Source organism: Banduia mediterranea, assembly GCF_031846245.1.
Classification (GTDB): domain Bacteria; phylum Pseudomonadota; class Gammaproteobacteria; order Nevskiales; family Nevskiaceae; genus Banduia; species Banduia mediterranea.
The window spans coordinates 60823-86330 of the sequence record NZ_JAVRIC010000019.1; the positions used below are offsets into that span (position 1 = coordinate 60823).

Annotated in this window: 26 protein-coding genes and 1 pseudogene; 16 read left to right on the forward strand and 11 right to left on the reverse strand. The window is 64.9% G+C overall.

The genetic code is table 11. The annotated features are described in order from the left end of the window. Window positions 1-36: 36 nt before the first annotated feature. Entirely contained in the window at window positions 37-660 is a 624-nt protein-coding gene (locus RM530_RS13030) for a DUF1134 domain-containing protein (RefSeq protein ID WP_311365679.1), read from the reverse strand. A gap of 232 nt (window positions 661-892) precedes the next feature. Between RM530_RS13030 and RM530_RS13035 the strand changes: the two genes are divergently transcribed. Further along, window positions 893-1207 (forward strand): rhodanese-like domain-containing protein, encoded by a 315-nt coding sequence (locus RM530_RS13035; protein ID WP_311365680.1) that lies wholly within the window; start codon window positions 893-895, stop codon window positions 1205-1207. 89 nt (window positions 1208-1296) lie between these two features. After that, window positions 1297-2646: a TolC family outer membrane protein gene (locus tag RM530_RS13040; RefSeq protein ID WP_311365681.1), complete on the forward strand. Its 1350-nt coding sequence runs from the start codon at window positions 1297-1299 to the stop codon at window positions 2644-2646. Here the strand turns inward: RM530_RS13040 and RM530_RS13045 are convergent, their stop codons facing one another. Next, on the reverse strand, window positions 2647-3372 hold the full coding sequence (locus tag RM530_RS13045; RefSeq protein WP_311365682.1) for a phosphoadenylyl-sulfate reductase: 726 nt from the start codon (window positions 3370-3372) through the stop codon (window positions 2647-2649). It abuts the gene before it with no gap. A gap of 223 nt (window positions 3373-3595) precedes the next feature. Here RM530_RS13045 and tal point away from each other — a divergent pair, with 223 nt between their 5' ends. Continuing rightward, the gene (tal, locus tag RM530_RS13050; RefSeq protein WP_311365684.1) at window positions 3596-4747 is read left to right on the forward strand and encodes a transaldolase; all 1152 of its coding nucleotides are present in this window, start codon (window positions 3596-3598) and stop codon (window positions 4745-4747) included. An 18-nt stretch (window positions 4748-4765) separates the two neighbouring features. On the opposite strand, the pseudogene putA reads toward tal, so the two are convergent. Beyond that, a pseudogene (putA, locus tag RM530_RS13055) lies at window positions 4766-7925 on the reverse strand (bifunctional proline dehydrogenase/L-glutamate gamma-semialdehyde dehydrogenase PutA). A 118-nt stretch (window positions 7926-8043) separates the two neighbouring features. On the opposite strand from putA, the gene RM530_RS13060 reads away from it, so the two are divergent. From RM530_RS13060 to purH, 10 genes are all read left to right on the forward strand, one after another. After that, window positions 8044-8169 carry a hypothetical protein gene (locus RM530_RS13060; protein ID WP_311365686.1) on the forward strand — a complete coding sequence of 42 codons (126 nt, stop codon included), beginning with the start codon at window positions 8044-8046 and terminating at the stop codon, window positions 8167-8169. Window positions 8170-8184: 15 nt separating this feature from the next. Further along, window positions 8185-8439 carry a hypothetical protein gene (locus RM530_RS13065; RefSeq protein WP_311365687.1) on the forward strand — a complete coding sequence of 85 codons (255 nt, stop codon included), beginning with the start codon at window positions 8185-8187 and terminating at the stop codon, window positions 8437-8439. Between the two features lie 23 nt (window positions 8440-8462). Beyond that, entirely contained in the window at window positions 8463-8786 is a 324-nt protein-coding gene (gene cutA / locus RM530_RS13070; protein ID WP_311365688.1) for a divalent-cation tolerance protein CutA, read from the forward strand. A gap of 43 nt (window positions 8787-8829) precedes the next feature. Then, complete coding sequence (locus tag RM530_RS13075; RefSeq protein ID WP_311365689.1) at window positions 8830-9309, forward strand: TlpA family protein disulfide reductase; 480 nt, start codon at window positions 8830-8832, stop codon at window positions 9307-9309. Between the two features lie 134 nt (window positions 9310-9443). Beyond that, complete coding sequence (aroQ, locus tag RM530_RS13080; protein WP_311365690.1) at window positions 9444-9890, forward strand: type II 3-dehydroquinate dehydratase; 447 nt, start codon at window positions 9444-9446, stop codon at window positions 9888-9890. A 4-nt stretch (window positions 9891-9894) separates the two neighbouring features. Beyond that, window positions 9895-10362 (forward strand): acetyl-CoA carboxylase biotin carboxyl carrier protein, encoded by a 468-nt coding sequence (gene accB, locus RM530_RS13085; protein WP_311365691.1) that lies wholly within the window; start codon window positions 9895-9897, stop codon window positions 10360-10362. A 12-nt stretch (window positions 10363-10374) separates the two neighbouring features. Continuing rightward, window positions 10375-11721, forward strand: coding sequence for an acetyl-CoA carboxylase biotin carboxylase subunit (gene accC, locus RM530_RS13090; protein ID WP_311365692.1), 1347 nt, complete (start codon window positions 10375-10377; stop codon window positions 11719-11721). Between the two features lie 61 nt (window positions 11722-11782). Further along, a complete protein-coding gene (gene prmA / locus RM530_RS13095) occupies window positions 11783-12649 on the forward strand; it encodes a 50S ribosomal protein L11 methyltransferase (protein WP_311365693.1) in 867 nt (288 codons plus the stop codon). A 143-nt stretch (window positions 12650-12792) separates the two neighbouring features. After that, window positions 12793-13068, forward strand: a complete 276-nt coding sequence (gene fis, locus RM530_RS13100; protein WP_311365694.1) for a DNA-binding transcriptional regulator Fis — start codon at window positions 12793-12795, stop codon at window positions 13066-13068. Then, on the forward strand, window positions 13065-14636 hold the full coding sequence (gene purH / locus RM530_RS13105; protein ID WP_311365695.1) for a bifunctional phosphoribosylaminoimidazolecarboxamide formyltransferase/IMP cyclohydrolase: 1572 nt from the start codon (window positions 13065-13067) through the stop codon (window positions 14634-14636). The genes fis and purH overlap by 4 nt, the downstream gene beginning before the upstream one ends. A 381-nt stretch (window positions 14637-15017) precedes the next feature. On the opposite strand, the gene RM530_RS13110 is transcribed toward purH, so the two are convergent. Continuing rightward, entirely contained in the window at window positions 15018-15893 is an 876-nt protein-coding gene (locus RM530_RS13110; RefSeq protein WP_311365696.1) for a hypothetical protein, read from the reverse strand. A gap of 201 nt (window positions 15894-16094) precedes the next feature. Here RM530_RS13110 and RM530_RS13115 point away from each other — a divergent pair, with 201 nt between their 5' ends. After that, the gene (locus RM530_RS13115; RefSeq protein WP_311365697.1) at window positions 16095-16652 is read left to right on the forward strand and encodes an ECF-type sigma factor; all 558 of its coding nucleotides are present in this window, start codon (window positions 16095-16097) and stop codon (window positions 16650-16652) included. 5 nt (window positions 16653-16657) lie between these two features. Here the strand turns inward: RM530_RS13115 and RM530_RS13120 are convergent, their stop codons facing one another. Continuing rightward, a complete protein-coding gene (locus RM530_RS13120) occupies window positions 16658-19087 on the reverse strand; it encodes a serine/threonine-protein kinase (protein ID WP_311365698.1) in 2430 nt (809 codons plus the stop codon). A gap of 131 nt (window positions 19088-19218) precedes the next feature. Between RM530_RS13120 and RM530_RS13125 the strand changes: the two genes are divergently transcribed. Further along, on the forward strand, window positions 19219-19944 hold the full coding sequence (locus RM530_RS13125) for a Bax inhibitor-1/YccA family protein (RefSeq protein WP_349256239.1): 726 nt from the start codon (window positions 19219-19221) through the stop codon (window positions 19942-19944). A gap of 181 nt (window positions 19945-20125) precedes the next feature. Here RM530_RS13125 and RM530_RS13130 read toward each other — a convergent pair whose 3' ends face one another. The 6 genes from RM530_RS13130 to RM530_RS13155 all read right to left on the reverse strand — a co-directional run bounded on the left by RM530_RS13130 (window position 20126) and on the right by RM530_RS13155 (window position 24670). After that, the gene (locus RM530_RS13130) at window positions 20126-20812 is read right to left on the reverse strand and encodes a TVP38/TMEM64 family protein (RefSeq protein WP_311365700.1); all 687 of its coding nucleotides are present in this window, start codon (window positions 20810-20812) and stop codon (window positions 20126-20128) included. 104 nt (window positions 20813-20916) lie between these two features. Continuing rightward, window positions 20917-21954 (reverse strand): PDZ domain-containing protein, encoded by a 1038-nt coding sequence (locus RM530_RS13135; protein WP_311365701.1) that lies wholly within the window; start codon window positions 21952-21954, stop codon window positions 20917-20919. A 31-nt stretch (window positions 21955-21985) separates the two neighbouring features. Continuing rightward, a complete protein-coding gene (locus RM530_RS13140) occupies window positions 21986-22534 on the reverse strand; it encodes a hypothetical protein (RefSeq protein WP_311365702.1) in 549 nt (182 codons plus the stop codon). Next, on the reverse strand, window positions 22507-23097 hold the full coding sequence (locus tag RM530_RS13145) for an RNA polymerase sigma factor (RefSeq protein WP_311365704.1): 591 nt from the start codon (window positions 23095-23097) through the stop codon (window positions 22507-22509). Before RM530_RS13145 ends, RM530_RS13140 begins: the two co-directional genes overlap by 28 nt. 41 nt (window positions 23098-23138) lie before the next feature. Further along, a complete protein-coding gene (locus RM530_RS13150) occupies window positions 23139-24083 on the reverse strand; it encodes an alpha/beta fold hydrolase (protein WP_311365706.1) in 945 nt (314 codons plus the stop codon). After that, window positions 24080-24670, reverse strand: a complete 591-nt coding sequence (locus tag RM530_RS13155; protein WP_311365708.1) for a hypothetical protein — start codon at window positions 24668-24670, stop codon at window positions 24080-24082. The genes RM530_RS13150 and RM530_RS13155 overlap by 4 nt, the downstream gene beginning before the upstream one ends. A gap of 132 nt (window positions 24671-24802) precedes the next feature. Between RM530_RS13155 and RM530_RS13160 the strand changes: the two genes are divergently transcribed. Further along, complete coding sequence (locus RM530_RS13160; protein ID WP_349256240.1) at window positions 24803-25393, forward strand: phosphoadenosine phosphosulfate reductase domain-containing protein; 591 nt, start codon at window positions 24803-24805, stop codon at window positions 25391-25393. Window positions 25394-25508: the final 115 nt, after the last annotated feature.

Consider the following 25508-nt stretch of genomic DNA (forward strand, 5'->3'; position numbering starts at 1 on the left):
CGAGGCCGCGTTTCCTGGACGGTCTCGCACGCCTTTCTACAAGGGATTCCAGGTCTTCTTGCGCGTGTAGTTCATGTAGCCAATCGAGGCTCCGGCGCGCAGCCCGACACCGGTGCGGATCGGGGCCAGGGTGATGCCATCGGTGCGTTGATAGTTGACGCCGACGCCGGCCACGAAATAGTAGCTGCCATCCACTGCCGGGAAACGCTGAAACAGATCGGCCGTGCGTTCGAGGTCATAAACCAGCGTGAACACCTTGGACGCGTTTCCGCCAAGATCGAAACCGATCGAGGGACCGGTCCAGTACACCGGCATCTGCCCCCCGGACTTGTAATTCAGCGAACCCTGACCGTAGCGCAGGCCGACCGCGATGGCGCCGCTGACCTCTTCGCCGGCGATATACCCCACCGGTTCGCCCAGATCCTGGAACACGCGCTCGACGCCCTTGGCGAGCCCCTCGGTGACGTTGCCGAAAAACCCGCGCGCCGCGTCCATCACCTCTTTCTGGGAATAGGTGTCGGCGGGCTCGGCCTGCTCGGCCTGCGGCGCCGGCTCCGGATCGTTCGATGCGTCCTGTGCCCAGACCGACAGCGGCATCAGTGCGAGCAGCAGCACCGCTGGCAGCAGCCGCGGCAGACGTACGCAGATTCGCTTGTGCATGAGTGACCCTAGGCCTTGAAGTGGCGGCCACGCTAGCAGCGCGGGCTTAACGAGCACTGACCACGACACGCGTCGATGGTAGCGGATAGGGTGCTTTGAAGCGACCGGCAACCGACGCAAGTCATGCCTGGTTTGCGCGGATCCGGATGTGGCGAAAACCCGCAAAAGCTTGCGATATCCGCCGATCCTTACTGCCTTGGGCCGCCGCTCCTCATGCTAGAATTTGCCCGCCATGCGAGAACTGACCCCCCAGGAGCTTCAGGGAATTCTCAAGGATCCGGATCTCGTTCTGCTCGACGTCCGCATGCCCGAGGAGTTCGAAATTGCCAGCCTTTCCGGCAGCTTGCACATTCCGATGCCGGAAGTTCCGAATCGGCTCGGCGACCTGAACCCAGGCTCGCGCATCGTTGTCCTATGCCATCACGGAATCCGCAGCGAACGCGTGGCACGTTTGTTGGAACGCAGTGGATTTACGGATGTCAGTCATCTGGTCGGCGGTCTTGATCGCTGGGCGGACGAGGTCGATCCTTCGATGCCGCGCTACTGACCTGACAGCCTGCAGCGGGTGCTGGCGACAACTCCCGTCAACCCGCACCAAGTCCTTTGGGGCCAATTCGTTTTGGGGAATAGCAGTTCATGCGTCTGATCTTCAGCCTGCTCGGCTTGCTGGCCACACCTGGCCTGGCCGTGGCGTCCGACCTTGTCGACGTTTACGATCTGGCCGTTCAGAACGACACACAGCTGGCCGCTCAGGGCCATGCTCTGGATGCCGCGTTGCAGTCCATGCCGATAGCACGGTCTTCTCTGCTGCCCCAGCTCAGCGGGTCGGGGTCCTACAGCTTCGACAACAACAAGACCACCTCGACGGTTACGTTCGACCAGACGACCGGCCAGGAAATTCCACCGACGAGCTTCACCCGCACCTCGTACGCCGAACCCTACAGCTATGGCCTGAACCTGAACCAGATACTGTTCGACCGCGAAGCCTGGGTACGTCTCAAACAATCGGATGATCGTGCGGCGTCGGCGCGAGCCGACTACGCCGCCGCCCAGCAAGACCTCGTACTGCGCGTGAGCCAGGCCTATTTCGATGTCCTGGCAGCCCAGGACAGCCTGCGATTCTCGAAGGCGGAAAATGAGGCGGTATCCCGTCAGCTCGAACAATCCAGGCAACGATTCGACGTCGGGCTGGCCGCGATCACCGATGTTCAGGAAGCCCAGGCGCGATACGACCTGACCGTGGCCAATGCGCTACAAGCCGAACAGGATCTCGCCACCGCACGGCAGGCACTCGCGCAGATCATCCGGCAGCGCGAACTGCCGCTCGCCAGATTGCAGGACGAAATCCCGTTGCCCAAGCCGGACCCGGCCGATGCGGACGCCTGGGTCGATGCTGCAAACGAAGGCAATCTCACGCTGCTGTCAGCCAGAATTCAGTCCGAGATTGCGCACAAGGACATCAAGATCAGCAAGTCCGGGCACTATCCCACCTTGAACCTGCAAGGCACCAAGCGCTACTCACAGAGCGGCGGCTACAACGACTCCGAGACCGATTCGGACTCCGTCTCGCTTAACCTCAACGTGCCGATTTTTTCGGGCTTGGGCGTGCGCGCCGACGTGCGCCGCGCCAGCAGCGTTTATGAACAGCGCCTTTCGGAACTCGAAGGCACGGAGCGGCAGGTCGAACGTGACACACGTGTGGCCTATCAGGGCGTGATCACCGGCAGCGCACGCGTCAAGGCGCTCAAGCAGGCCGTGGTTTCGAACCAGACGGCCTACGAAGCCAGCGATGTCGGCCTGCAGGTCGGCACGCGAACCAACGTCGACGTGCTCGATGCGCAGCAGCAGCTCTACAGTGCGCAGCGCGACTACGCGCGAGCACGCTATGACTATCTGATCAGTGTGCTTCAGCTCAAGGCCGCCGCCGGACGGCTCGTTGAGAACGACCTCGTCGAGATCAATCGGCTGCTGATCGACGAAAACTGATCAAAGGTGCAGGCCGCACTCGGTCTTGGGCTTGCCCTGCCAGCGACCGCTGCGGCCTTCGCCGGCCACCGTGCAATGCGTGCAACCGATCGACGAGTAGCCCTGCGCCACCATCGGATGAAACGGCAGCGCGTGATCGCGGATGTAGGCGTCGCGCTGCTCGCGGCTGACGTCGATCATCGGATTGAACTTGAGCAGGCCGCGCCGCAGCTCGAACAGTTCCAGTCCTGAGCGATGGTCGGTCTGCCAGCGCATCAGGCTTGAGACCCACACTTGGTACCGCGGCTTGATCGCGTCCAGCGGCTCGGTCTTGTTGATCGAGCAGCAGAAATCCGGGTCGCGTTCGTAGGACTTTTCCTGCTGTGTGAACTGGTGCTTCCAGTCTTCGGCGCGCACGTCGAACACCGTCAGACCAAAGCGCTCGACCAGATAATCCCGATACTCCAGGGTCTTGGGAAAGTGATAGCCGGTATCGATGAAGGCGATCGGCTGCTCCCGACGGATCGTCGAGATGATGTGCAGAAAACAGGCCGAGGTCGCGGCAAACGAGGAGGTGACCAAGACCTTGTCCGGATCGAAATCCCGATACAGCCGCTCGATCCGGGCATTGAAATCCAGCGGCGCGTATTCGGCATTGAGCTGCGCCACGCGCTTCGCATCGAAAGGCGCGCGATCGGTGGCGACATCGACTTCATGTTCGGCGATCAGTGGTGCGGAAACAGTCATGACTTGCGGCGGCTCGTCGGCTTGATCAGGATGCGCAGGATAGGCAGCGCCACCGCGTCTCACAATGAATCAGGCTGCATTCGGTCAAAACGTCATAACCTTATGCGCGTCGAATCGACCTCGCAGAACGGGCCGCCCGCCCCGCTTCGGTTCTCATCGGGGACGCCAGCGGCAACAATAGGAGCATTCGTACATTCATTTCACGGACCGAAGAACAACGCCGATGAGCCATCTCAAGCAGCTTTCCTCCCTCGGCCAATCCGTCTGGCTGGACTTCATCCGCCGCAAATTGCTGAGCTCCGGCGAGCTGGCGCGCCTGATCGCGGACGACGGCCTGCGCGGTCTCACGTCCAATCCCGCGATCTTCGAGAAGGCCATCGGCGGCAGCAACGACTACGACGCCGCGCTGGAAACCTTTGTCGATCTCGGCATCCATGATCCGCGTCAGATCTTCGAGGCGCTGGCGGTGACGGACATCCAGCATGCCGCCGATCTGTTCCTGGGCGTCTATCACGAGAGCCAGGCGACCGACGGTTACGTCAGTCTGGAAGTCTCACCGCAGCTCGCCAACGATGCCAGCGCGACCATCAACGAAGCCCGCCGCCTGTGGGCCGCCGTGAATCGCCCCAATCTGATGATCAAGGTTCCGGGCACGGCCAGCAGCCTCGCGGCGATCCGGCGCCTGATCGGCGAAGGCATCAACGTCAATGTGACGTTGCTGTTCTCACGGTCCGCGTACCGCGAGGTGGCGCGCGCCTACATCGACGGCATCGCCGACCTCATCAAACAGGGGGGCGATCCCCGCCGCGTCGCCAGCGTTGCCAGCTTCTTCATCAGCCGCATCGATGCACAGGTGGACGCAGAGATCGAAGCGCGCATCGCAGGTGGAGACCCGGATGCCGCCGGTCTGCAAGCGCTCACAGGAAAACTTGCGATCGCCAATGCCAAGCTCGCGTACCTGGACTATCTCGAACTGTTCTCCAGCGACCGCTGGGAAGCCATGGCGGCGCAGGGTGCGCAGACCCAACGCCTGCTATGGGCCAGCACCGGCACCAAGAATCCGAGCTACCGCGACACGCTCTACGTGGACGAATTGATCGGCGAGCACACCGTCAACACCATGCCGCCGGCGACGATGGACGCATTCCGCGACCATGGTGCCGCGGCCGACACCCTGGGCGATCGCATCGAACAGGCGCGCGAGCAGATCAAGGCCGCCGCCAAGCTCGCGATTCCGCTTGAGGCGATCACGGACCGCCTGGTGCGTGAAGGCATCAAGCAGTTCGAGGATGCCGACGCCAAGCTGATCGCCGCGGTGCAGGCCAAGGTCGATGCGATCCGTTCGGGCAAGAGCACGGAACCCCTGCACGGCTGAACACCCGGCCGGCTCGTTTCAGCCGTCACCACTCGCCGCAAGCAAACGGGCGTTGCCGCCGATCGCCGACGTATTCACTGTCAGGGTGCGTTCCGTGACGAAGCGCAACAGATAATGCGGCCCGCCGGCCTTGGGGCCGGTGCCGGACAGACCTTCCCCGCCGAACGGCTGCACGCCGACCACCGCGCCGATCTGATTGCGGTTGACGTAACAGTTGCCGACACGCGCCAAGGCGCGCACCCGCCGCCAGGTCTTCTCGATGCGGCTGTGCACACCCAGGGTCAGCCCGAAGCCGGTGTTGTTGATGTCCTCGATGATCTGATCGAGCTTGCGCCCGGAGTAGCGGATCACGTGCAGAATCGGGCCGAAGTGCTCGGCGTCGAGCTGCTTGATCGAATCGATCTCCACGGCGGTCGGCGGCACAAAACTGCCGTGCTCACAGCGCGTCGACAGTGGCAATCGCAGGATCAGGCGGCCGAGCCCGGCCACAGCGTCCACGTGCGCCATCAGCGAGGCCTGTGCCTCCGGGTCGATGACCGGGCCCACGTCGGTCGCCAGCCAGGCAGGATCGCCCACCACCAGTTCCTGCATCGCGCCGCGCAGCATGCCGACCACCTTATCGGCGATTTCCTGTTGCACATAGAGCACGCGCAAGGCCGAACAGCGCTGACCGGCGGACTGAAACGCTGCCGTAATCACGTCTTTCACGACCTGTTCCGGCAAGGCACTGGAGTCGGCGATCATTGCGTTCTGACCCCCGGTTTCCGCGATCAGGCTAGCGATCGCGCCCGGACGCGCGGCCAGTGTGCGGTTGATGGTCTGCGCCACAGCCACTGATCCGGTAAATGCCACGCCGGCGACCAAGGGATGCTGGCACAGCGCTGCACCGACATCGCCTTCGCCGAGCACGCATTGCAGCACGTCGTCCGGGATGCCGGCATCCAGCATCAGTCGCACCATCATCATGGCGACGAGGTTGGTCTGCTCGGCCGGCTTGGCGACCACGGTGTTACCGGCAACCAGCGCCGCCGCGATCTGCCCGGTGAAGATCGCCAGCGGGAAATTCCATGGCGAGATGCAGACGAACACGCCGCGCCCGGCCAACTGCAATTCGTTGTGCTCACCGGTGGGGCCTGGCAACACCTCCGGCGCGGTCATCAGGCGACGCGCCTGCTGGGCGTAGTAACGCAGGAAATCCACCGCCTCGCGGACCTCGGCCACTGCATCTGGCAAACCCTTGCCGGCCTCTCGCACCAGGGCCGCCAGAAACTCCGGGCGGCGCGCCTCAAGCCGGTCGGCCGCGCGCTCCAGCAATTGCGCGCGCGACTCCACCGGCATTGCATTCCAGCGCGGCTGCGCATGCCAGGCCGCCGCGACGACCTCGCCGAGGTCGTCCGGTTCGAACGGGCACCAGTGCCCGAGCACCGCGCGCCGGTCGGCCGGATTGTGCACCGGCAACGGGCTGCGTTTCGAGTCGATCGCGTTGTGCGTCAGTGAGTCCGCTCGCGATGGAAGCGGCGCTGCGCTCAAGGCTTCAGCCAGCGCCGAGGCCTCCGGCTCGGACGCGAAGTTGACACCGCTGGAATTGAGTCGCGAACTGCCGTAGAGCGCCTGGGGAAGGGCGATCGCCGGATTCGGGATCACGGGATACTGCTGCACCTGTTCCACCGGATCGAGCACCAGTTGCTCCGGCGGCACGTTCTCGTCATAGATTCTGTTGACGAACGAGCTGTTGGCGCCGTTTTCCAGCAGGCGGCGCACCAGATACGGCAGCAGATCCTCGTGTGAACCGACCGGGGCATAGATCCGCACCGGCACCGGAATGTCACGCATCACCGCTTCGTACAGCGCTTCGCCCATGCCGTGCAGGCGCTGGAATTCGTAGCCGGCATCGTCGCCCGCGTAGCTGCGTACGGCGGCGACGGTATGGGCGTTGTGCGTGGCCAGCTGCGGATAGAAGTGCGTGCGTGCCGCCAGCAGACGGCGCGCGCAGGCCAGGTACGAAACATCGGTATTGGGCTTGCGCGTGAACACCGGGTAGCCGGCCAGGCCCTGCTCCTGGGCCCGCTTGATTTCGGTATCCCAATAAGCGCCCTTGACCAGTCGCACCGGAATCTGACGGCCCACGCCCGCCGCCAGCGCCTCCAGCCATTCGATGACCGGCAAAGCACGCTTCTGAAAGGCCTGGACTGCGAGACCGAAGCCGTTCCAGCCGCTCAGCGTCACATCACGATAGACCGCCTCGAAGACGTCCAGCGACAGCTCCAGGCGATCGGCTTCCTCCGCGTCCACGGTCAAGCCGATCCGGTGTCGCTTGGCTTCCTGCGCCAGCGCCAGCAGGTTCGGCACCAGTTCGGCGAGCACTCGCTCGCGCTGCGCCACCTCATAGCGCGGATGCAGCGCCGACAGCTTCACCGAGATACTCGGCCGGCGCAGCAACTCGGTTTCGACGCCGGCACGCTTGCCGATCGCCTGAATCGCGTCATGGTAGGACTGCAGGTAGCGCCTGGCGTCGCTGGCGTTGAGCGCCGCCTCGCCGAGCATGTCGAACGAGTGCAGGTAGGCGCGGTGCGCCTTGCTGCGAGACCCGTCCAGAGCCTCGGCAATGCTGCGCCCGATCACGAACTGGTGCCCCATCAGCTTCATCGCCTGGCGCACCGCCATGCGGATCACCGGCTCGCTGGACTTTCCGATCAGGCGATTGAACGAAGCTCGAAAATTTCCCGTGGTTTGCGGCGACAGGCGCACCAGACGCCCGGTCAGCATCAGCCCCCAGGTCGAGGCATTGACGAACAGGGAGTCCGAACGCCCGAGGTGGGACTCCCAGTCCGCCTCGGACAACTTGTCCGCGATCAGCGCTTCGGCGGTGTCGTCGTCCGGGATGCGCAGCAAGGCCTCGGCCAGACACATCAGCAGCACGCCTTCATCCGACGACAGATCGTATTCCTGCATGAAGGAATCGAGCGCCGACACATTCTCGGCCTCACCACGAACCGCGGCGACCCAACTCGCGGCTCGCTCCTGGGCCTGGGACCGCAGCGGCTCGGGCAGCTCGGCGATACCCATGAGCTTGTGCACCAACGCCGTCTCGTCGGCGAACCAGTGCTCTGAAACGGCTGCCCGCAAAGGATCTCGCTCGGGCAGCCGGGAGGAATGGATGAAGCCGGGGGCGATGGATTCGTTCATGAAGCGCATCATAGCGAGGCCCGATTGCGTACAGAATTGTCCGCGATCAACAGGCCGCAATTGCAGACGACAACTACTTCGGCGTTCGCGGCGGGCTTACCGCCAACACCTTGGGCGGCGCGAAAGTCACCGACAGTCTCAACGCGATCCCCGGCACCAAGGTTTCGGTGGATATCGACGAAAGCGATACCGGTTACGAGGTTTTCGGCGGCATGCGCGTTGGCGACAATCTGTAGGTCGAGGCCAGCCATGTGAACTTCGGCGATTTCGACATGCATATCAGCGGCACCGCCGTGGACCCCGACGCAGTCGCCCAGCAGGCCGGCGATGAAGCGCCGATGTCTGGCTCAGCCGCCCGCGTCGGCCTGTTTGGCGCCGCGGCCGAAATATGGCTTCCAGGCGGCTTCCAGGCGGCTTCCCGACAGCGCATCGCGAAGTGCAAGGCCGGTCCGATGCCGGCCTTGTTCTTATCGGCGCTTGTCCGACCGCCTTACACTGCGCACTGACATGGACACCGGCAGGCATACATATGTCCACGGACATCAGCATCGTCTACATCAGCTGTCCCGCCTCGGCGGCGCAGACGCTGGCCAATGCACTCGTCGAATCGAATCTGGCCGCGTGCGTTACGCTGCTGCCGGGTGCTCGGTCCGTCTATCGCTGGCAAGGCAAGGTGCACAACGACGAAGAGACGCTGCTGCTGGCCAAGACACGTACCGAGCGAGTCGGCGCGCTGTGTGAGCGAGTGGTCGCGGATCATCCCCATGAGGTTCCCGAGGTCATTGCCGTCGAACTCGCGCAGGGTCACGCGCCGTATCTCGACTGGGTGGCTTCGGAAACCGACGCAGACTAACGGCCGGATTCGAATGCGAGCCTCCACCGCCCTCAGATTGCCCGTGCTCTGCCTGCTCGCCGCAGGCATCGGCTTCTTCGCCTATCGCGGACTGGCCCCGGCGCCATCGCCACAGGCGCCGCTGTTGCACTTCACCGATCTCGACGGCAAACCACGACAATTGTCCGAATGGCGTGGGCGCCCGGTGCTCATCAACTTCTGGGCCACCTGGTGTGCGCCGTGCCTGAAGGAAATTCCGATGCTGGTCCAGGCTCAGACCGAACTCGCGGATACCGGACTGATGATCCTCGGGCCCGCGGTGGACGAAGCCGAACCGGTGCGCCACTTTCATGCAGAGCGTAACTTGAATTACCCTGTATTCGTGGGTGCCGACCAAGCCATCGTGGCGATGGACGCTCTGGGCGATACACGCGGCGCTCTTCCCTTGTCGGTGTTCATTTCGCCCGATGGAAAAATCGTCGCCCGGCATTCCGGCGTACTCAGCCGCGAGCAGTTGGAGAGCTGGCTGGAGCGCTATCGGTAAGGATTCGTACTGTGGCGAATCGTGACCCAATCAAACCCGATCCAAACCCAATAACGCATAAACGTGTGCAAAACGTGCACAAACGGATCAGCAGGCTATAATCGGAATTCGCCCGCCGCACTCGACCCAGACTCTTGGCGCACCTGCTGCTATTGAACGGACCGAACCTCAACCTGCTCGGCACGCGCGAGCCCGAGGTCTACGGCGCCCAGACGCTGGCCGACATCGAACAGGCGCTTGCGCAAGACGCGGCCGGCCTGGGCCATCGACTGTCCACGTTCCAGAGCAATCACGAAGGCGCGTTGATCGATCGCATTCACTCGGCCCGGGGCGAAATCGACTTCATTCTGATCAATCCTGCGGCGTACACGCACACCAGCGTGGCGCTGCGCGATGCCCTGCTGGCCGTGGCCATTCCGTTCATCGAGATTCACCTTTCGAATGTCCACGCCCGCGAGGCCTTCCGTCACCACTCGTACTTTTCGGACATCGCACACGGTGTGATCGTCGGCCTGGGAGCGGCCGGCTATCACTTCGCGCTGCATGCCGCCCACCAACAGTTGAACCCGCAGGGGAATTAGCTTCATGGATATCCGTACGATCAAGAAACTGATCGAATTGCTCGAACAGTCCGGTATCGCGGAACTGGAAGTCAAACAGGGAGAGGAATCGGTCCGGATCAGTCGCAACCCGGCGCCCGGTTCAGGTCCGGTCTATGCACAGGCGCCGCAGCAGGCCTACGCCCCGCCCCCGCCGCCCGCGGCGGCGCCCGCCGCCAGCAGCGCTCCGGCGGCTCCGGCCGCCAAGGCGCCGGACGAAAAGAACCTGGTGCGCGCGCCGATGGTCGGCACCTTCTATCGCTCGCCCGCACCGGGTGCCAAGTCCTTCGTCGAGGTCGGGCAAACCGTGAAGGAAGGCCAGACCCTGTGCATCATCGAAGCGATGAAGATGCTCAACCAGATCGAAGCCGATCGCGCCGGCGTGGTCGTCGAAATCCTCGTGGACAACGAGCAGCCGGTCGAATTCGATCAGCCCTTGTTCGTGATCGAATAAGACCGCCCCGCCATGATCGAGAAAGTTCTCATCGCCAACCGCGGCGAGATTGCCCTGCGCATCCTGCGAGCCTGCCGCGAACTCGGCATCAAGACCGTGGCCGTGCACTCTTCCGCGGACCGCGACCTCAAGCACGTGTTGCTGGCCGACGAATCGGTGTGCATCGGCCCGCCGGCCGCCGCCAAGTCCTATCTCAACATGGCGGCGATCATCAGCGCCGCCGAAGTCACGCAGGCCGACGCGATTCATCCCGGCTACGGATTCCTGTCCGAAAACGCCGACTTCGCTGAAAGCGTGGAACGTTCGGGCTTCATTTTCATCGGCCCGCGCGCGGAAACGATCCGCCTGATGGGCGGCAAGACCACCGCCAAGGCCGAGATGATCGCGGCCGGTGTGCCCTGCGTTCCGGGCAGCGAAGGTGTGCTTCCCGATGACGAGGCCGAATGCATCGACGTGGCGCAACGCGTCGGCTACCCGGTGCTGATCAAAGCCGCCGCCGGTGGCGGCGGACGCGGCATGCACGTCGTCCGTTCACAGGAAAACCTGATCCAGTCGATACACATGGCGCGTGCCGAAGCGCAGGCGGCATTCCGCGACGGCTCGGTGTTCCTGGAGAAGTATCTGGAAGTGCCGCGCCACATCGAGATTCAGGTACTGGCCGACGAACACGGCAACGTCGTGCATCTGGGCGAGCGCGACTGCTCGATGCAGCGCCGCAACCAGAAGGTCGTCGAGGAATCGCCGGCGCCGGGCATCACCCAGGCGCAGCGTGACCACATCGGCAAGCTGTGCACCGATGCCTGCAAGCGCATCGGCTATCGAGGCGCCGGCACGATGGAGTTCCTGTACGACAACGGCGAGTTCTATTTCATCGAAATGAACACGCGCATCCAGGTCGAGCACCCGGTCACCGAAATGGTGACGCAGACCGACCTGATCAAGCAGCAGTTGCTGGTCGCGGCCGGCGAGAAGCTCACGCTCCGGCAGGAGGATCTCAAGCCGCGCGGTCACGCGATCGAATGTCGAATCAATGCCGAGGACCCGCGCCGCTTCGTGCCCTCACCGGGCGAGATCAAGAAGTATCACGCCGCCGGCGGACCGGGGATTCGCATCGATTCCCATGTCTACGCCGGCTACACGGTACCGCCGCACTACGACTCCATGATCGGCAAGCTGATCGCCTGGGGCGAAACCCGGGAATCGGCGATCGCGCGCATGCATACGGCGCTGTCGGAAATGGTGATCGACGGCATCCAGGTCAACATCCCCCTGCAGTCGCGCATCATGGAGGACGAGGTGTTCAGCCGTGGCGTGCACCACATCCACTACCTCGAAGAGATGCTCAAGAACTGGGAATGAAGCGCGGCGAGCGCAGGGCGGCGTAGACTCGCGCGCCCGCCCTGCACCACCGGACAGATTCATGGCCTGGCTACAACTGCGTCTACAGACCCGCCACCCCGAGTTCGCCGAAGAACTGCTGCTCGCGCATGGCGCGCAGTCGGTGAGCTTCGTCGACGCGGGCGACACCCCGGTGCTGGAGCCGCTGCCCGGCGAAACACCGCTGTGGGCACAGACCGCAGTGCTTGCGCTGTTCGCCGAAGACGCCGACCCGGAACCGGCGCTGGCGGCGATCGCCGCAATACTCCCCGAGCAGAATCCGCCCGTGGTCACACGCGAGATCGTGGAAGACCAGGACTGGGTACGCCTGTGTCTGGACCAGATGCAGGCGGTGCACTTTGGCGGAGCCCTGTGGATCTGCCCGCGTCATCGCACGGTCGAGGATGCATCCGCCGTCGTCGTGCGCCTCGATCCCGGCCTCGCCTTCGGCACCGGCACGCACCCGAGCACCTCGCTGTGCCTGCGCTGGCTGGCGCAGGCTGATATCGCCGGCCAGCGCGTGCTCGACTATGGCTGCGGCTCCGGCATCCTCGCGATCGCCGCGCTCAAGCTCGGCGCCGCCGCGGCCACGGGCGTGGACATCGACCCGCAGGCGCTGACCGCCAGCCTCGAAAACGCCCGCGACAATGAGGTCGAACTGACGGTCTCCGACGTATCAGGTTTCAAGACCGCACCCTACGACCTGGTGCTCGCCAACATATTGGCGGGGCCGTTGATCGAGCTGGCGCCGCTGCTCAGCGCCTGCGTTCGCCCCGGCGGCCAACTCGTGCTCGCCGGCCTGCTCGACCGGCAGGCTGAAGAAGTCGCCAGCGCCTATGCCGGCGATTTCGAAATCGAAGCCGTCTCCGACGAAGGCTGGACCCGGCTGGTCGGAACCCGCTTGCCCTGACTAGCGGCACAATCCGATACATTTTCGATCGCTCCCTGGCGAGAACCTTGGGGTATCATTGCGCCCCCGTTTTTTTTCCTCTTTTCGAGTTCGCTGCCGTTCGCGCGATGGGCTCGTCCGTTTCACCGAGGCGCCATCAGCACATGTCCGCAGAACCCTCACACAAGATCAATGGCGCAGCGCGCCCATTGAGTCACGCCGTGGCAGACAGCCTCGAAGCCTATTTTCGTACGCTCAATGGTTACGCGCCCAGGGACCTCTACGACCTCGTGCTTGAACAAGTCGAGCAACCGCTGCTGAAAACCGTGCTTCACCATTGCAACGGCAATCAGTCACGGGCCGCTGAAATGCTGGGGCTCAATCGCGCCACGCTGCGCAAGAAACTGCGCCAACATGGCATTACGGCGGACGGCGCATGAGCAATTCCATCCAGATCCGCCGCGCTCTGCTGTCGGTTTCGGACAAGAGTGGACTCGTCGATTTCGCACGCGCTCTGGCCGAGCGCGGCATCGAACTGCTGTCCACCGGCGGAACCTATCGCAGCCTGCGCGAGGCTGGCATCGCCGTCACCGAAGTCTCGGAACATACCGGCTTTCCGGAAATCATGGATGGCCGCGTCAAGACGCTGCATCCCAAGATTCACGGCGGCATCCTCGGGCGCCGCGGCACGGATGACGCCGTGATGCGCGAACACGGCATCGCAGCAATCGACCTCGTGGTGGTCAACCTCTACCCATTCGAGCAGACCGTCGCCAGGCCCGAGTGCACGCGCATCGACGCGATCGAGAACATCGACATCGGCGGTCCGGCGATGGTGCGCGCAGCCGCCAAGAATCACGCGTATGTCGGCATCGTCGTTGACCCGAAGAACTATGCCGATGTCCTCGCCGCACTCGCTGACGGCGGACTATCGTTCACGCTGCGCACGCGCCTCGCGGCCAAGGCCTACGCGCACACCTCACGCTACGACGCCGCGGTGGCGGAGTACCTGGCCGGCGTCGACGAGGCCGGGCAGCGCGCCGTGTTCTCGCCGGTGCTGGGCATGCAGTTCAAGAAGGCGCAGGACCTGCGCTACGGCGAAAATCCGCACCAGCGCGCCGCGTTCTATCGCGAGCGCGAGCCTGAATCCGGCACGATCTCCGCCGCAAAACAGGTGCAGGGCAAGGCACTGTCGTACAACAACATCGCCGATGCCGATGCCGCGCTGGAGTGCGTCAAGAGCTTCACCAAGCCGGCCTGCGTGATCGTCAAACACGCCAATCCCTGCGGCGTCGCCGTCAGCCTGGACGGCATCGGTGCCGCCTACGATCTGGCGTTCCAGACCGATCCGACCTCGGCCTTCGGCGGCATCATCGCCTTCAACCGCGAACTCGACGGCGCCACCGCGCGCCGCATCGTCGAACGTCAGTTCGTCGAGGTGATCATCGCGCCGACGCTCAGCGCCGAAGCCCGTGACGCGGTCGCCGCCAAGCAGAACGTCCGCGTACTCGAATGCGGGCAGTGGCCGCAGCTACGCACCAGCGCCTGGGACTACAAGCGCGTTGGCGGCGGACTGCTGATCCAGGATCGCGACGATGCCGTGATCCAGGCCGAGGCGCTCAAGGTGGTCAGCCAGCGCCAGCCCACAGCCAGCGAAATCGACGACCTGGTGTTCGCCTGGAAGGTCGCCAAGTTCGTCAAGTCCAATGCCATCGTCTACGCCAAGGGCCGTCAGACCATCGGCGTCGGTGCCGGACAGATGAGCCGCGTCTATTCGGCGAAGATCGCCGGCATCAAGGCCGCCGATGAAAAGCTCGAGGTCAAGGGCTCGGTGATGGCGTCCGACGCGTTCTTCCCGTTCCGTGACGGGATCGATGCCGCCGCCGCCGCCGGCATCACCGCCGTGATCCAGCCCGGCGGTTCAGTGCGCGATGCCGAAGTCATCGCCGCCGCCGACGAAGCCGGCATGGCGATGCTGTTCACCGGCATCCGCCACTTCCGGCACTAGCACAGCCTGTCGGACTCGGGGATTCGGTGCTGAGCTGTTCCGGCGGTATCGGCGCCGCGGCCTGTAGTTCGATGCGGGCGCGGAAACGAGTTGCTCGATCTGATCTACAGCGCCGAACGGCCGGACACCGCCGATCTGGCGCGTTCGATCCTGCGGGACCTGCGCGTCGCCGTATCCCGCTCGCGCGGCACGCCGGGCACGCTGCTGGAAGTGCTCGGCGAAATCTGCGCGGAATGCGAGAATCGGCTGGAGCGTATCGACGCCGAACTGATCTGGGACCAGAGCGACGAACTGCCCGACCCACAAAGGATCACGGCCAGTCGCTGCACCTATTCCGCATCGTGCGCGAAGCCGTCAGCAACGCGATCCGGGACGCCCGCATCAGCGCCCGAACAACTTGTCGAAAGCCTTGTCCAGCGCCTTGTCGACCGTGCTGTCGGTCGCTTCGTCCACTTCCTGGTCGGAGCGCTGCTCCACACGGCCCTGCTGCCGCTTCGCCTTGCCGCCGAGAATCGCGCCCAGGTCGAAGCCGCCGGTGCCGGACGACGAGGCGTCGGCCGAGCCCCCCATCTGGAAGCCGCTCATGTCGGGCAGTTGCTGCGGCGCCGCCGGCAACACCAGCCGCGAAGACGACGGCGCGCCGCCGAAGCTCGCGATGCGGAATTCATCGCCGGCGCGCAACACACCGAGACGATCCTGCCGAAGACGCGCGTTGACGGCTTCCGCGCCAGACAGGGTGTCCGCCTTGCCGACAGCACTTGCCATCGCCGTACTCACGGCGAACATCGCCTCGGTGTATTCGCGGGCACGTGCATCGCTGCTCAACACCAGCTCCCGGGTCTGCGTCTGGCCGTCACCGTCGAGATAGCTCATCAGATAGACCGATCCGCGTACGCCGGCGACGGTCTCGCTGCCGCCGGTGCGCTTCAGCGAGATCAGCTCTTGAACATCATCCGCACCCGATTTCGGCTGCGCCTGCCCCATTTTTCCGAACATCGACAACATGCCTCCCACGTCCATCACCACGGGCTGGCCGTCCTGCTCGGCCACCGTATAGAGGTGGCCGTCGCGAAACAGCATGTAGCCGTCCTGACGGCTCATCGACGACATCCGCACCTGCTGCGGCCCGGCGAACTCGATCAGCATCGATTGACGCTCGCCATCGGCATCGACCTCTACCGTGACGCTGCCGGCCGCCAGAACCAGGGCCGGTGCGCCCAGAGCAAAAGCGCAAAGAATCTGTCTGATGTGACGCATGTCTGAATACTCCCTCGATTGAACTGGCGGACCCGGGCAATTGTGACCGCCTCCGCAACCCGGGGCCCGGAATCGCGGATAATGCGCTCCAGACCGTTCCAGCCTGGCGGTCCATCATGGCCGCCTTCGTGGGATATACGGATCGGCCGCAAGATTGCGGACATGCTTGTGATCCAGGACCAGGATCCGGGGGAATCGGGAATGATCGATTGCGACATTCGGAACACCGAAACGCCAGTTGGCAGCGCAGTGGAACAACTGGTGCCACTGCTGTACGCCGACCTCAGGCGCATGGCGCGGCGGGAACGCTGGCGCGTCGGTGGCGGACAGACCTTGCAGACCACGGCGCTCGTCAGCGAGGCCTATCTCAAGCTGAGGCGCAGTCAGGGCTGGGATTCCCACCAGCACTTCCTGCACGCGGCCGCGGTCGCGATGCGGCAGATCCTGGTGGACCATGCACGCGCGCAGCTGGCGGCCAAGCGCGGCGGGGACAGTATCGACCTCAGTCTCGACGACATCGGCGAAGCGGCGGACAACCTCTGCATCGAATCGAACGAGGACCTGCTCGCGATCAACGATGCGCTGGAAAAACTGGCCGAACTGAACCCGCGCCTGGTCCAGGTGGTGGAATGCCGCTATTTCGCCGGTTACAGCGAACTCGAAACCGCAACCGCGCTGGGCATCACTGATCGCACGGTGCGCCGCGACTGGATCAAGGCCAAGGCCTGGCTGCAACGCGAACTGAGCACCGGGACCTGAGCCCTTCAGTTCAGGCGCGAACGGACCTGCTTGGCCATTTCACGATAACGCTGCACGGCAGCACCATAGGGTTCAAGCACCGCTTCGACCTGATCGAGCGTCGCCTTCGCCGCCGCTGCATCACCCCTCATGCCCTGCACGCGCGCCTGCAGCATCAGGCTGACGGCGTACTGCACGCTGGAGCCGCCGAAGTGTTCGCGTGCGATCGAGGTGGCGCGCTGCGAAGCGGCCTCGGCCGCCGGTGCGTCGTGCGCCGCGAGTGCCAGCTCCACCGCACCGCCCAGGGTGGCGCTGTACTCCGGGCTGTTCTCACCGGCGTACTCCAGCGCCATCGCCGAGGCTTCGCCCAGCAAGGGTGCGGCCTCGTCGAGCCGATCGAGCCGGATCAGGATCTTGGCGTAGTTGCTGGCCAGCGCGGCCGTCGCCGCGGACGGTCCGTACAGACGCCGCCGCAGAATCAGCGCCTGCTCGAAACGGCGCGCCGACTCATCCAGGTCGCCGGCCAGGAACGCCAGCGAAGCCCAGTTGTTGAGCGTATTCAGGGCCGCCGTGCTGCCAGTGTCACCAATGCGTTCGTGCGCCGCCCAGGCCTTGCGGCAGGCCGCCAGCCCGGCCTGCGGCTGATTGGCCGACATGTAGACCACGGCCATCGTCCCGTAGGCATTGGCGATATCCGGGTGGTCCGGCTCGCCGCCGGCCAGGCGCTCGTCCGCCATCGCCTGCAAGCGTGCAACCGCAGTATCGATGTCGCCCGCGGCCCGGGCCAGCTGCGATTCGAGCAACATCGCCGAGATCCGTTCGCTGCGGTAGCGCGCCGGATCCTCGGCCCAGAACGCACGGGCCTGCGTGAGTAGTCGTGCGGACTCGGCCTCGCGGCGCTGACGGTATCGCAGGTCGGCCAGTTCATAGCGCGCCTGGGCCTGCAGGGCCGGATCGATATCGGCCGGCGGTTCCTCGACCACGCGGCTCAGCAAGGGGTCGGCCGCTTCGTAGTCATTCAGCACCAGATACATGTAGCCAAAGCTGTACAGCATGCTTACGGCCCGATCGGGCGCTTCCGAATAAAGATCCATCAGGCGCTGCGCGGCGCGGTCCAGCACCATCCGCGCGGTCAGCTCCCCGGTTCCCTCAGCCATGTCCACCGTACGGAACAGGTGCTCGACAAAGCGCTGCACCGCTTCGCCACGCTCGACTTCGCGGCGCGCCACGTCTCGTTCCACCGCGGCGCGATGGGCCTGCCACGCGGTCCCCGCCAGTCCTGCGGCCAGCGCCAGCACGATGCCCCCGACAGCTGCCACCAACCAGCGATAGCGACGCAGGAATACCCCGGCGCGATAGCTGCGAACGCCACCGCGCGCGAGCACGGTGCTGCCAGCCATGTGACGCTCGACATCGGCGCGCAGCGCATCGACCGTGGCGTAGCGCGACTCCGGTAGCTTGCGCAGGCATTTGGCGACAATCGCATCGAGATCGCCGCGCAGCAGACGCGCAGGCACTGCTGTCGGCGAACTGGCGGCGGCCGTACTCGGCATCGGCGGCTCGGCGTGCAGCAATCGCTCGACGGCCACAGACAGGGGCAGGCTCCTGAGCATCCAGGCCGGCTGCCCGACCAGCAGCTCGTAGAGCACCGCGCCCAGGGCGTAGACGTCGACCGCCGTGGACACACTATCGCCGCGCAGGGTTTCGGGCGCCGCATAGTCAGGCGTCATCACCAAGGTCTGGGTGAGCTGGGAATCCGGGTCTCCGCCGAGGCTTTGCAGCTTGGCAACGCCGAAGTCCAGCAGTTTGACCCGAGCCTCCTGATCGACACAGATATTCGACGGCTTGATGTCGCGATGAATCACCAGGTTGCGGTGCGCGTAGGCCACTGCATCGCACACTTGGATGAACAACTCGAGCCGTTCGGATAGCGGTCGCCCGCCCGCGAACTCGGTAAGACTGCGCCCGTCCACATACTCCATGACCATATAGGCGCGACCGTCCGGCGCCACCCCGCCGTCGAGCAGGCGGGCGATGCCCGGATGCTCCAGTCGCGCCAGAATCTGGCGCTCCGCCTGAAACCGCTGCCAGGTGTCGCCGCTGTCGGCGCGGATCAGCTTCAGCGCAGCGCGCTGTTCGAACAGGCCGTCGGCACGCTCGACCTCATAGACCTCACCCATGCCGCCGCGCCCGATCAGGCGCCGGACCGCCCACACGCCAAAGCGCTGACCCGAAGCGATGGTGCTCGATCCCTCCGTAGGAGCGCCGGAGCCGAGTCGCGGCGGCTGCTCCATGAAACCGTTGTCGGTGTCCGATGCGGCCAGCAGCGCACGCAATTCGGCCTCCAGTTCGGGCCGGCCTGCGCAGCGCTCGCGCAGAAACGCCGCGCGCGCGGCACCTTCGAGATCAAGCGCCTCGTCGAACAGCGCCTCCACGATCCGCCAGTCCGGCAGCATGATTCCCCCAAGTGACGTTGGTGCCGCGCAGTTTCGCGTCTTTGCGCCCGCTTGTCCCGCTAAGACAGCGCCCAGGCCGCGAACATCGTATGATTCCGGTCTCGGTCTTCTGCAAACAATGGAACACGATGATGCGATCAGGAAATCCGGCGCTGCGCGCCGATGTCTTTGACCAGGCGCCACGAAGCGGCACGATCGGCGATGCAATGACGATCAACGGCACGGTCGGCAAGACCGCGTTCTCACTGCTGCTGGTGGTCCTGGCGGCCAGCCTCACCTGGAGCCAGACCCCGAACCCGCTGATCATGATCGGCGGCGGCATCGGCGGCTTCATCGTCGCCATGGTCACGATCTTCAAGAAGCAATGGTCTCCGGTCACCACACCGCTGTACGCGGTGCTGGAGGGTCTGTTCCTCGGCGGCATTTCCTCGATGTACGAGGCCCGATTTCCCGGCGTCGTGCTCAACGCCGTGGTACTCACGCTGGGCACGCTCGGCGCGCTGCTGATCGCCTACCGCTCAGGCGTGATCAAGGCCACCGAGAACTTCAAGCTCGGGGTGGTCGCTGCCACCGGTGGCATCGCCGTGGTCTATCTGGTGACGATGGTGCTCGGCATGTTCGGCGTCGGCGTCCCGTACGTTCACGAATCCGGCACCATCGGCATCGCCTTCTCGCTGTTCGTGGTAGTGATCGCCGCACTGAATCTGGTGCTGGACTTCGACTTCATCGAAAACGGCGCTGCCGCACGCGCGCCCAAGTACATGGAGTGGTACGGCGCCTTCGGCCTGATGGTGACCCTGGTCTGGCTGTATCTGGAAATGCTGCGGCTGCTGTCCAAGCTGCAGGGACGCAACTGAGGCAGGCGATCATCGCCGACGCGAAAATGAAGGGCGCTGCGGCGCCCTTCATCGTTGATGCCATCGCCTCAGCGGTTTGCCCTTTCGCGGCGAACCGGCGTTCGACGGATAATCTCGGCGAAGCCGCTCGATCGACCGGCCCGTGGTCTCGGACGAACAGGCGCTCGGCTGAGCGCCCGCGTCAGCCGCTTTCGGAACGCTGTCGCCACAACAGGCCCAGCACGAACTTTCCAAGGAACGGCATCGCCACCAATAACGCGAATGCGCCGAGTATCTTGGGCGTGAGGATGTCGCCGGGCGACTCCAGCGTGGCCAGCTGGGTGCCGGCGTTCACCCACACGATCGACGCCGGCAGCATGCCGAGCTGCGACACCCAGTAGAAGGTCCAGGTCTTGATCGGCGTCAGCGCCATCGCCAGATTGATCAGCGACAGCGGGAACACCGGCACCAGACGGATCGAGAACAGATAGAACGCACCCTCGCGGCGCACACCCTGGTCGATCGCGCCGAAACGCTCGGCGAAGCGCTGCTGCAGCGCCTCACCGAACACGAAACGCCCCAGCAGAAAACCGAGCGTGGAGCCGATCGACGAACTGAACGAGGAAATCAGCACGCCGCCCGGCAAGCCGAACAGCGCGCCACAGACCAGCGACATCACACCGGGAATCGGCAGCGCCAGGGCAGTACCGAGGGTGTAGCTCACGAACACCGCCGCGATCAGCCTCACCGGTTTTTGATCGCTCAACTCACTCAGGTGCTGGTGCTGCGTCTTGAGATTCTCGAAGCTGAAATACTGCGCGAGATCGAATGCGAAAAACGCTGCAACCAGGGCCGCGAAAATCAGGCCCAGCGCGATACGCCATTTCATGAAGTGAGGGAAATCCTTGAATTGGCCCCCACCTTAACCGCGCGATACCGGCGCCGTCATTCAGGCTCGTGCAAGCCTCCAGCTGCCACGACCGCGCTGCGCTTTCACGGAGACCGCGCGGTCTCCGGAGTCCACGGCGGCGGCAAGGGTGGCGCCGGCACGCGCACGAAACGCAGGTGTCGGCCGGCATCGGCCACACCGAGCTGTTCCGGCATACGCGTCTCCAGCCGCAGCGTCTTGCCGTGACGCACCACCTCCAGACGCAGCGTGTTCTCACCACTGAGCTTGGCGAGCTTTTCGAGAGCTTCTCTTGGATTGTGGATGGCTTCGCCGTCGATCTGGCGAATCACGTCGCCGCTCTTGAGTTCGATGTCGGCGGCCTCCGGCACCGCGATGACCAGCACGCCGCCATCGGTTCGAAAATAGGCCGCCAGATCCGCGTCCATGCTCGCCAGCTGCAAGGGCGGCAACAGGTTCTGACCGAAGGGGCCGTCCGGCAGGTCGTCCAGCGCGTCCAGCTCGGTCCAGTTCAACGTGGGCAGTTTCTGCAGCTCCGGCAGATCCTTCAGCGACAGGGCCACCGGACGACTGGCCTCGGCGACCGTCTTGTGGCGCTGGCCATCGCGCTCATATTCGATGCGCACCTGGTCTCCGGGCTTGAACTGCGTCATTTCTTCGCGCAGGCGGACTTCCGGACGGCCGTCCTCGGCCGACACCACCAGGCTGCGCCCTTCGATCGACAGCAGCAGGTCGCCGGCCTGGAGGCCGGCCTGCTCGGCGCCGCTGCCGGGTGTGACCGCCTGCACGCGCACGCCGCGAACATCGCCGTCCGCAGCCGGGCCCGGCACCACGATCACGCCAAGCACGGCCTTGCGCGGATCGGCGGCAAAGTCGAAGGCATACGCCAGAGGATTGGCCGCAGCGCCGCTGTCCTGCGAAACCTCGGCGAGTTGGCGGGCGGCGCTGCGCAGTTCGTCACGCGCAGCTTCCAGGGCCGCCCGCGCCTGCTCCAGATCGGATTCAAGCGTTCCTGATGTCGGTGCGTCCGGCCCCTCGGCGGCACCCGCCCGCCAGGGCGCGGTGAGCAGCGCGAGCGCCACCACCGTGCCAAGTCCTGCCCTGCGTATCAGCGATCGATTCATCCCTGGGTACTCCTGCGCGGCACGGACCGCTTCAGTCGACGCGTGCAACGCGGTAGGCCACCGGAACCGCGTGCGGCGTGGCGGCTTCGTGCAGGTTGACGAGCTGGCTCATCAGCGCGACCCGCCGCTGCCACAGGGCCTCGGCCTGTCCGGGTTGATGCCCGGCATCGACATGATTGAGTTGAACGTCCACCAGCGTGAGATCGCGCTGCAGAGCTTCCACACGTGCTTCACGGCGGGAATCCCAGACCACCACTCGGGGACGTGCGGCAGCAAGTTCGCGTTCCAGCACACCCGATTCACCGATCAGGCGCGCCAGCTCGGACTGTGGCGGCGATTCGATGATCTCGCCCGGCGGTAGCGCCAGCCACAACAAGGCCACCGCCACCAGCAGCGACGCGGCCATCGCGAATCCGGCAGCGAAGCGGTGCCGGCGCTGCCGCGTCTGGCGGTCCATCCGCGCCTGCATCGCCGCCCAGCCCGCGGACGGCGGCGTTGGTTCCGGCAGGGCACGCAGACGCTCGCCCAAAGCTGATGGGGTTTGTGTGGGGTTCATATCGCCAGCGTCTTGGGAGTACATGGGCTCACCTCCTGCTGCTGCGCCGGCGCCCCCTCCGTCACCAGCAACGTGCGCAACTTCTGATGGGCGCGGGCCAGTTGAGACTTCGAAAAACTCACGGACTTGCCCGCCATGCCTGCAATTTCCTGATGTGTATAGCCTTCCACGTGATACAGCCACAACACCGCACGCGGCACCTCCGGCAACAGACCCAGGGCCCGTTCGAGGTCGACGGTCGAGCTGTCGTGCCAAACCAGGGCCGTCGGCGGTGCCTCCTCCGGCGCGAACAGCTCCAGCGTCAGCCGTCCGCGCCGCAGGTGCATCAAGGCCTCGGTCGCGGCGATACGCCGCAACCAGGCACCGAACGGCGCGTCCCCGCGGTACTGCCCCAGACACTTGAAGGCGCGCAGGAAAGTGTCCTGCATCAGGTCCTGCGCGGAGTCCGGGCAGCCGACCATGCGCCGCACCAGCGCGTAGACCGGGCGTTCGAATGCGCGGTAGATCAGCTCCTGCGCATCGCGCGCCCCGGTGCGCGCTCGTGCCAGCGTTTCGGCGGACAGCGCTGCGTCGAAAGTGGCTCGCATCTCTGTTGGTTTTGATGCGCCGCGCGCGGCAAGGGTCGCAGTCATTCCGGGCCGACTTCGGGCGACAGGCCGCTTGCGGCGAGAAATGCACGGACGCGCTCAGCCGTTTGTTGCGGCCGTTCGAGCATGAAACAGTGCCCGCCGGACACCTGTTGCGCCTGCACCCGGGGATTGGCGCGCTGCAATCCGGCCACGCTGGCCGGCATGAACGGATAGCTGCGATCGCCGCTGATGACCAGCACCGGCACGCTGATCGTGTGCATGCGCCGCCGCGGCAGTATCGGGCTTTCGTAGATCGAAGCCTCCATTTCGCGTGCGCAACTCAGTTCCAGGCCGGCGTCCGTGGGCCTGAGAGCTTCGTCGGCAAAGGCCGCCAGCGCGGCCTCGTCCCAACCCGCGTAGACGCCGCGCCCACGCAGATGCCGCAGTACCGAGTCGCGGTCCGGCCAGACGTGGCGGCGGCGACGCGTGCCCTTGGCGAGCGGGTGCAACCCGAGACGCGCGGCGGCCCAGGATGCCAGCCAGGTTCGCAAGGGCATCAGGATCGGGTCCAACAGCACCAATGCCGAGAAACGCTGCGGTTGCAGGGCCGCCATGCACAGAGTCAGCGCCGCGCCATAGCTGTGCCCGACCCCGATCACCGCGCCGGCATTGCCACGCAGCGCTTCGAGGTTGTCCAGCAGGCGAGCCGTCAGGTGCGCCGCGCCACCGAAGCCGGGCACCGGATCGGACTCGCCGTGGCCTTCCAGATCCTGCGTGATCAGGCCGTAGCCTTCGCTCAACGGCGCCAGAAACGGCCAGTAGACGCCGCCGCTGAGACCGTTGCCGTGAACGAAGTGCAAGCTCGGTTCGCCTGCACGATGGCGGCCTCGCATGAGCCCACCACGGCGGTCGGCCGATGGCGATCGAGACTGCCATTGCGGCAAATCGCGGTAGGCCGGCGCGCGCACGTTGGCGGAGCGGGCGGTGTCGGCTTGCGTCGTCATTCGAGGCTGTAGTCCCAGACCAAGATCACCACGGGCCTCGGCGCGATGTTTTCACGAACGCAGGGCCGCATCGTGCTCGGATGCGCCAGCATCAGGCCGGGCGCCTCATGCGGCGCCTGCACGGTCAGCCCACCGATCCGTTCATGCTGCAGATACAGGCCGCTGCCGGCCAGCAAAGTCACCGCCGAAGCGCCGGAACCATTGACGGCGCGCGCCGGCAGCGCGCGTCCGCGCGGCACCACAATGGCCGAAGCATCCTGCAGGTTCAGACGTTCGCTGTTGAGCATGGACATCACCAGCTTGCAGGCACGGGCGGCCACCAGGCTCGCGGCCGGCGAGGTCCATTGATCCACGTCGTGCAGCTTGAAGGCACCGCCGGCAATCGGCTCGGTACGCTCACGACTCAGTGCCTGCGTCTCGATTTCGGCGCGCAGTTCTTCGATGTAGATCGCGGTATCCGAGAACCGGATCGCACCCATGGTGGGCTGCTGGTGAAACAGCTCGATGGCGGCGTCCTCCGGCCACAGCGGCAGCGAGGATGCCGTGGGGGCACCCCCGGTCTCGTCCCGGTCGGGCAGTCTAGGCATATCAATATGAAGAATGTTTCCGAGCGCCGAATCTAGCATGCGGGCTCCTTATACTTCGTCCCCGTTGTTCGATTGGAGTGCGTCATGACTACCCCCCGCGAGATTTTCCGCGACGTTCCGGTTCAAGATCAGATGTCGGCCGATGCGCCGCTGAAGCTGATCGAATGGGCGCTGGCGCAAAATGCACCGGCGATCGCGACCACCAGCTTCAGCCCCTATGCCTCGGTGCTGCTGCATATGGTGACCCGCGTATCGCCCGATCTGCCGATCGTGTGGATGGACAGCGGCTACGCCACGCCGGCCACCTACCGATATATCGACGAAGTGGTGCGCCGCCTCAAGCTCAATCTCAAGGTCTATCATCCGCGCCGCTCCCGCGCTCACCGCGAGGCCGTGGACGGACCCGTTCCGGACATCGACGATCCGCGTCACGAAATCTTCACCCGCGAGGTCAAGATCGAACCCTTCGAGCGCGCCCTGGCCGAATTGAAACCCAACTACTGGATCACCGGCCTGCGCTCCGAGGAAACCGAGGAACGCGCCAAGATGGAGGCCGTGAGCACCAACGCCGACGGCATCGTCAAGGTCGCTCCGCTGCTGGGCTGGACCAACCGGGACCTGTTCCATTACATCAAGAAATTCGGCCTGCCGAACAACTTCGACTACTACGACCCGACCAAGGGCGAGGAAGATCGCGAATGCGGACTGCATCTGACACATTGAACCGCACCGGACACCATAAGAAGCAGATCGGTGCGCACTTCGGGTAGCACTACTCGACGGTAAGCCGGATCGCGTGAGGTGTGGATCGGAGGGCTGCGTCAAGGCGCAAGACCTG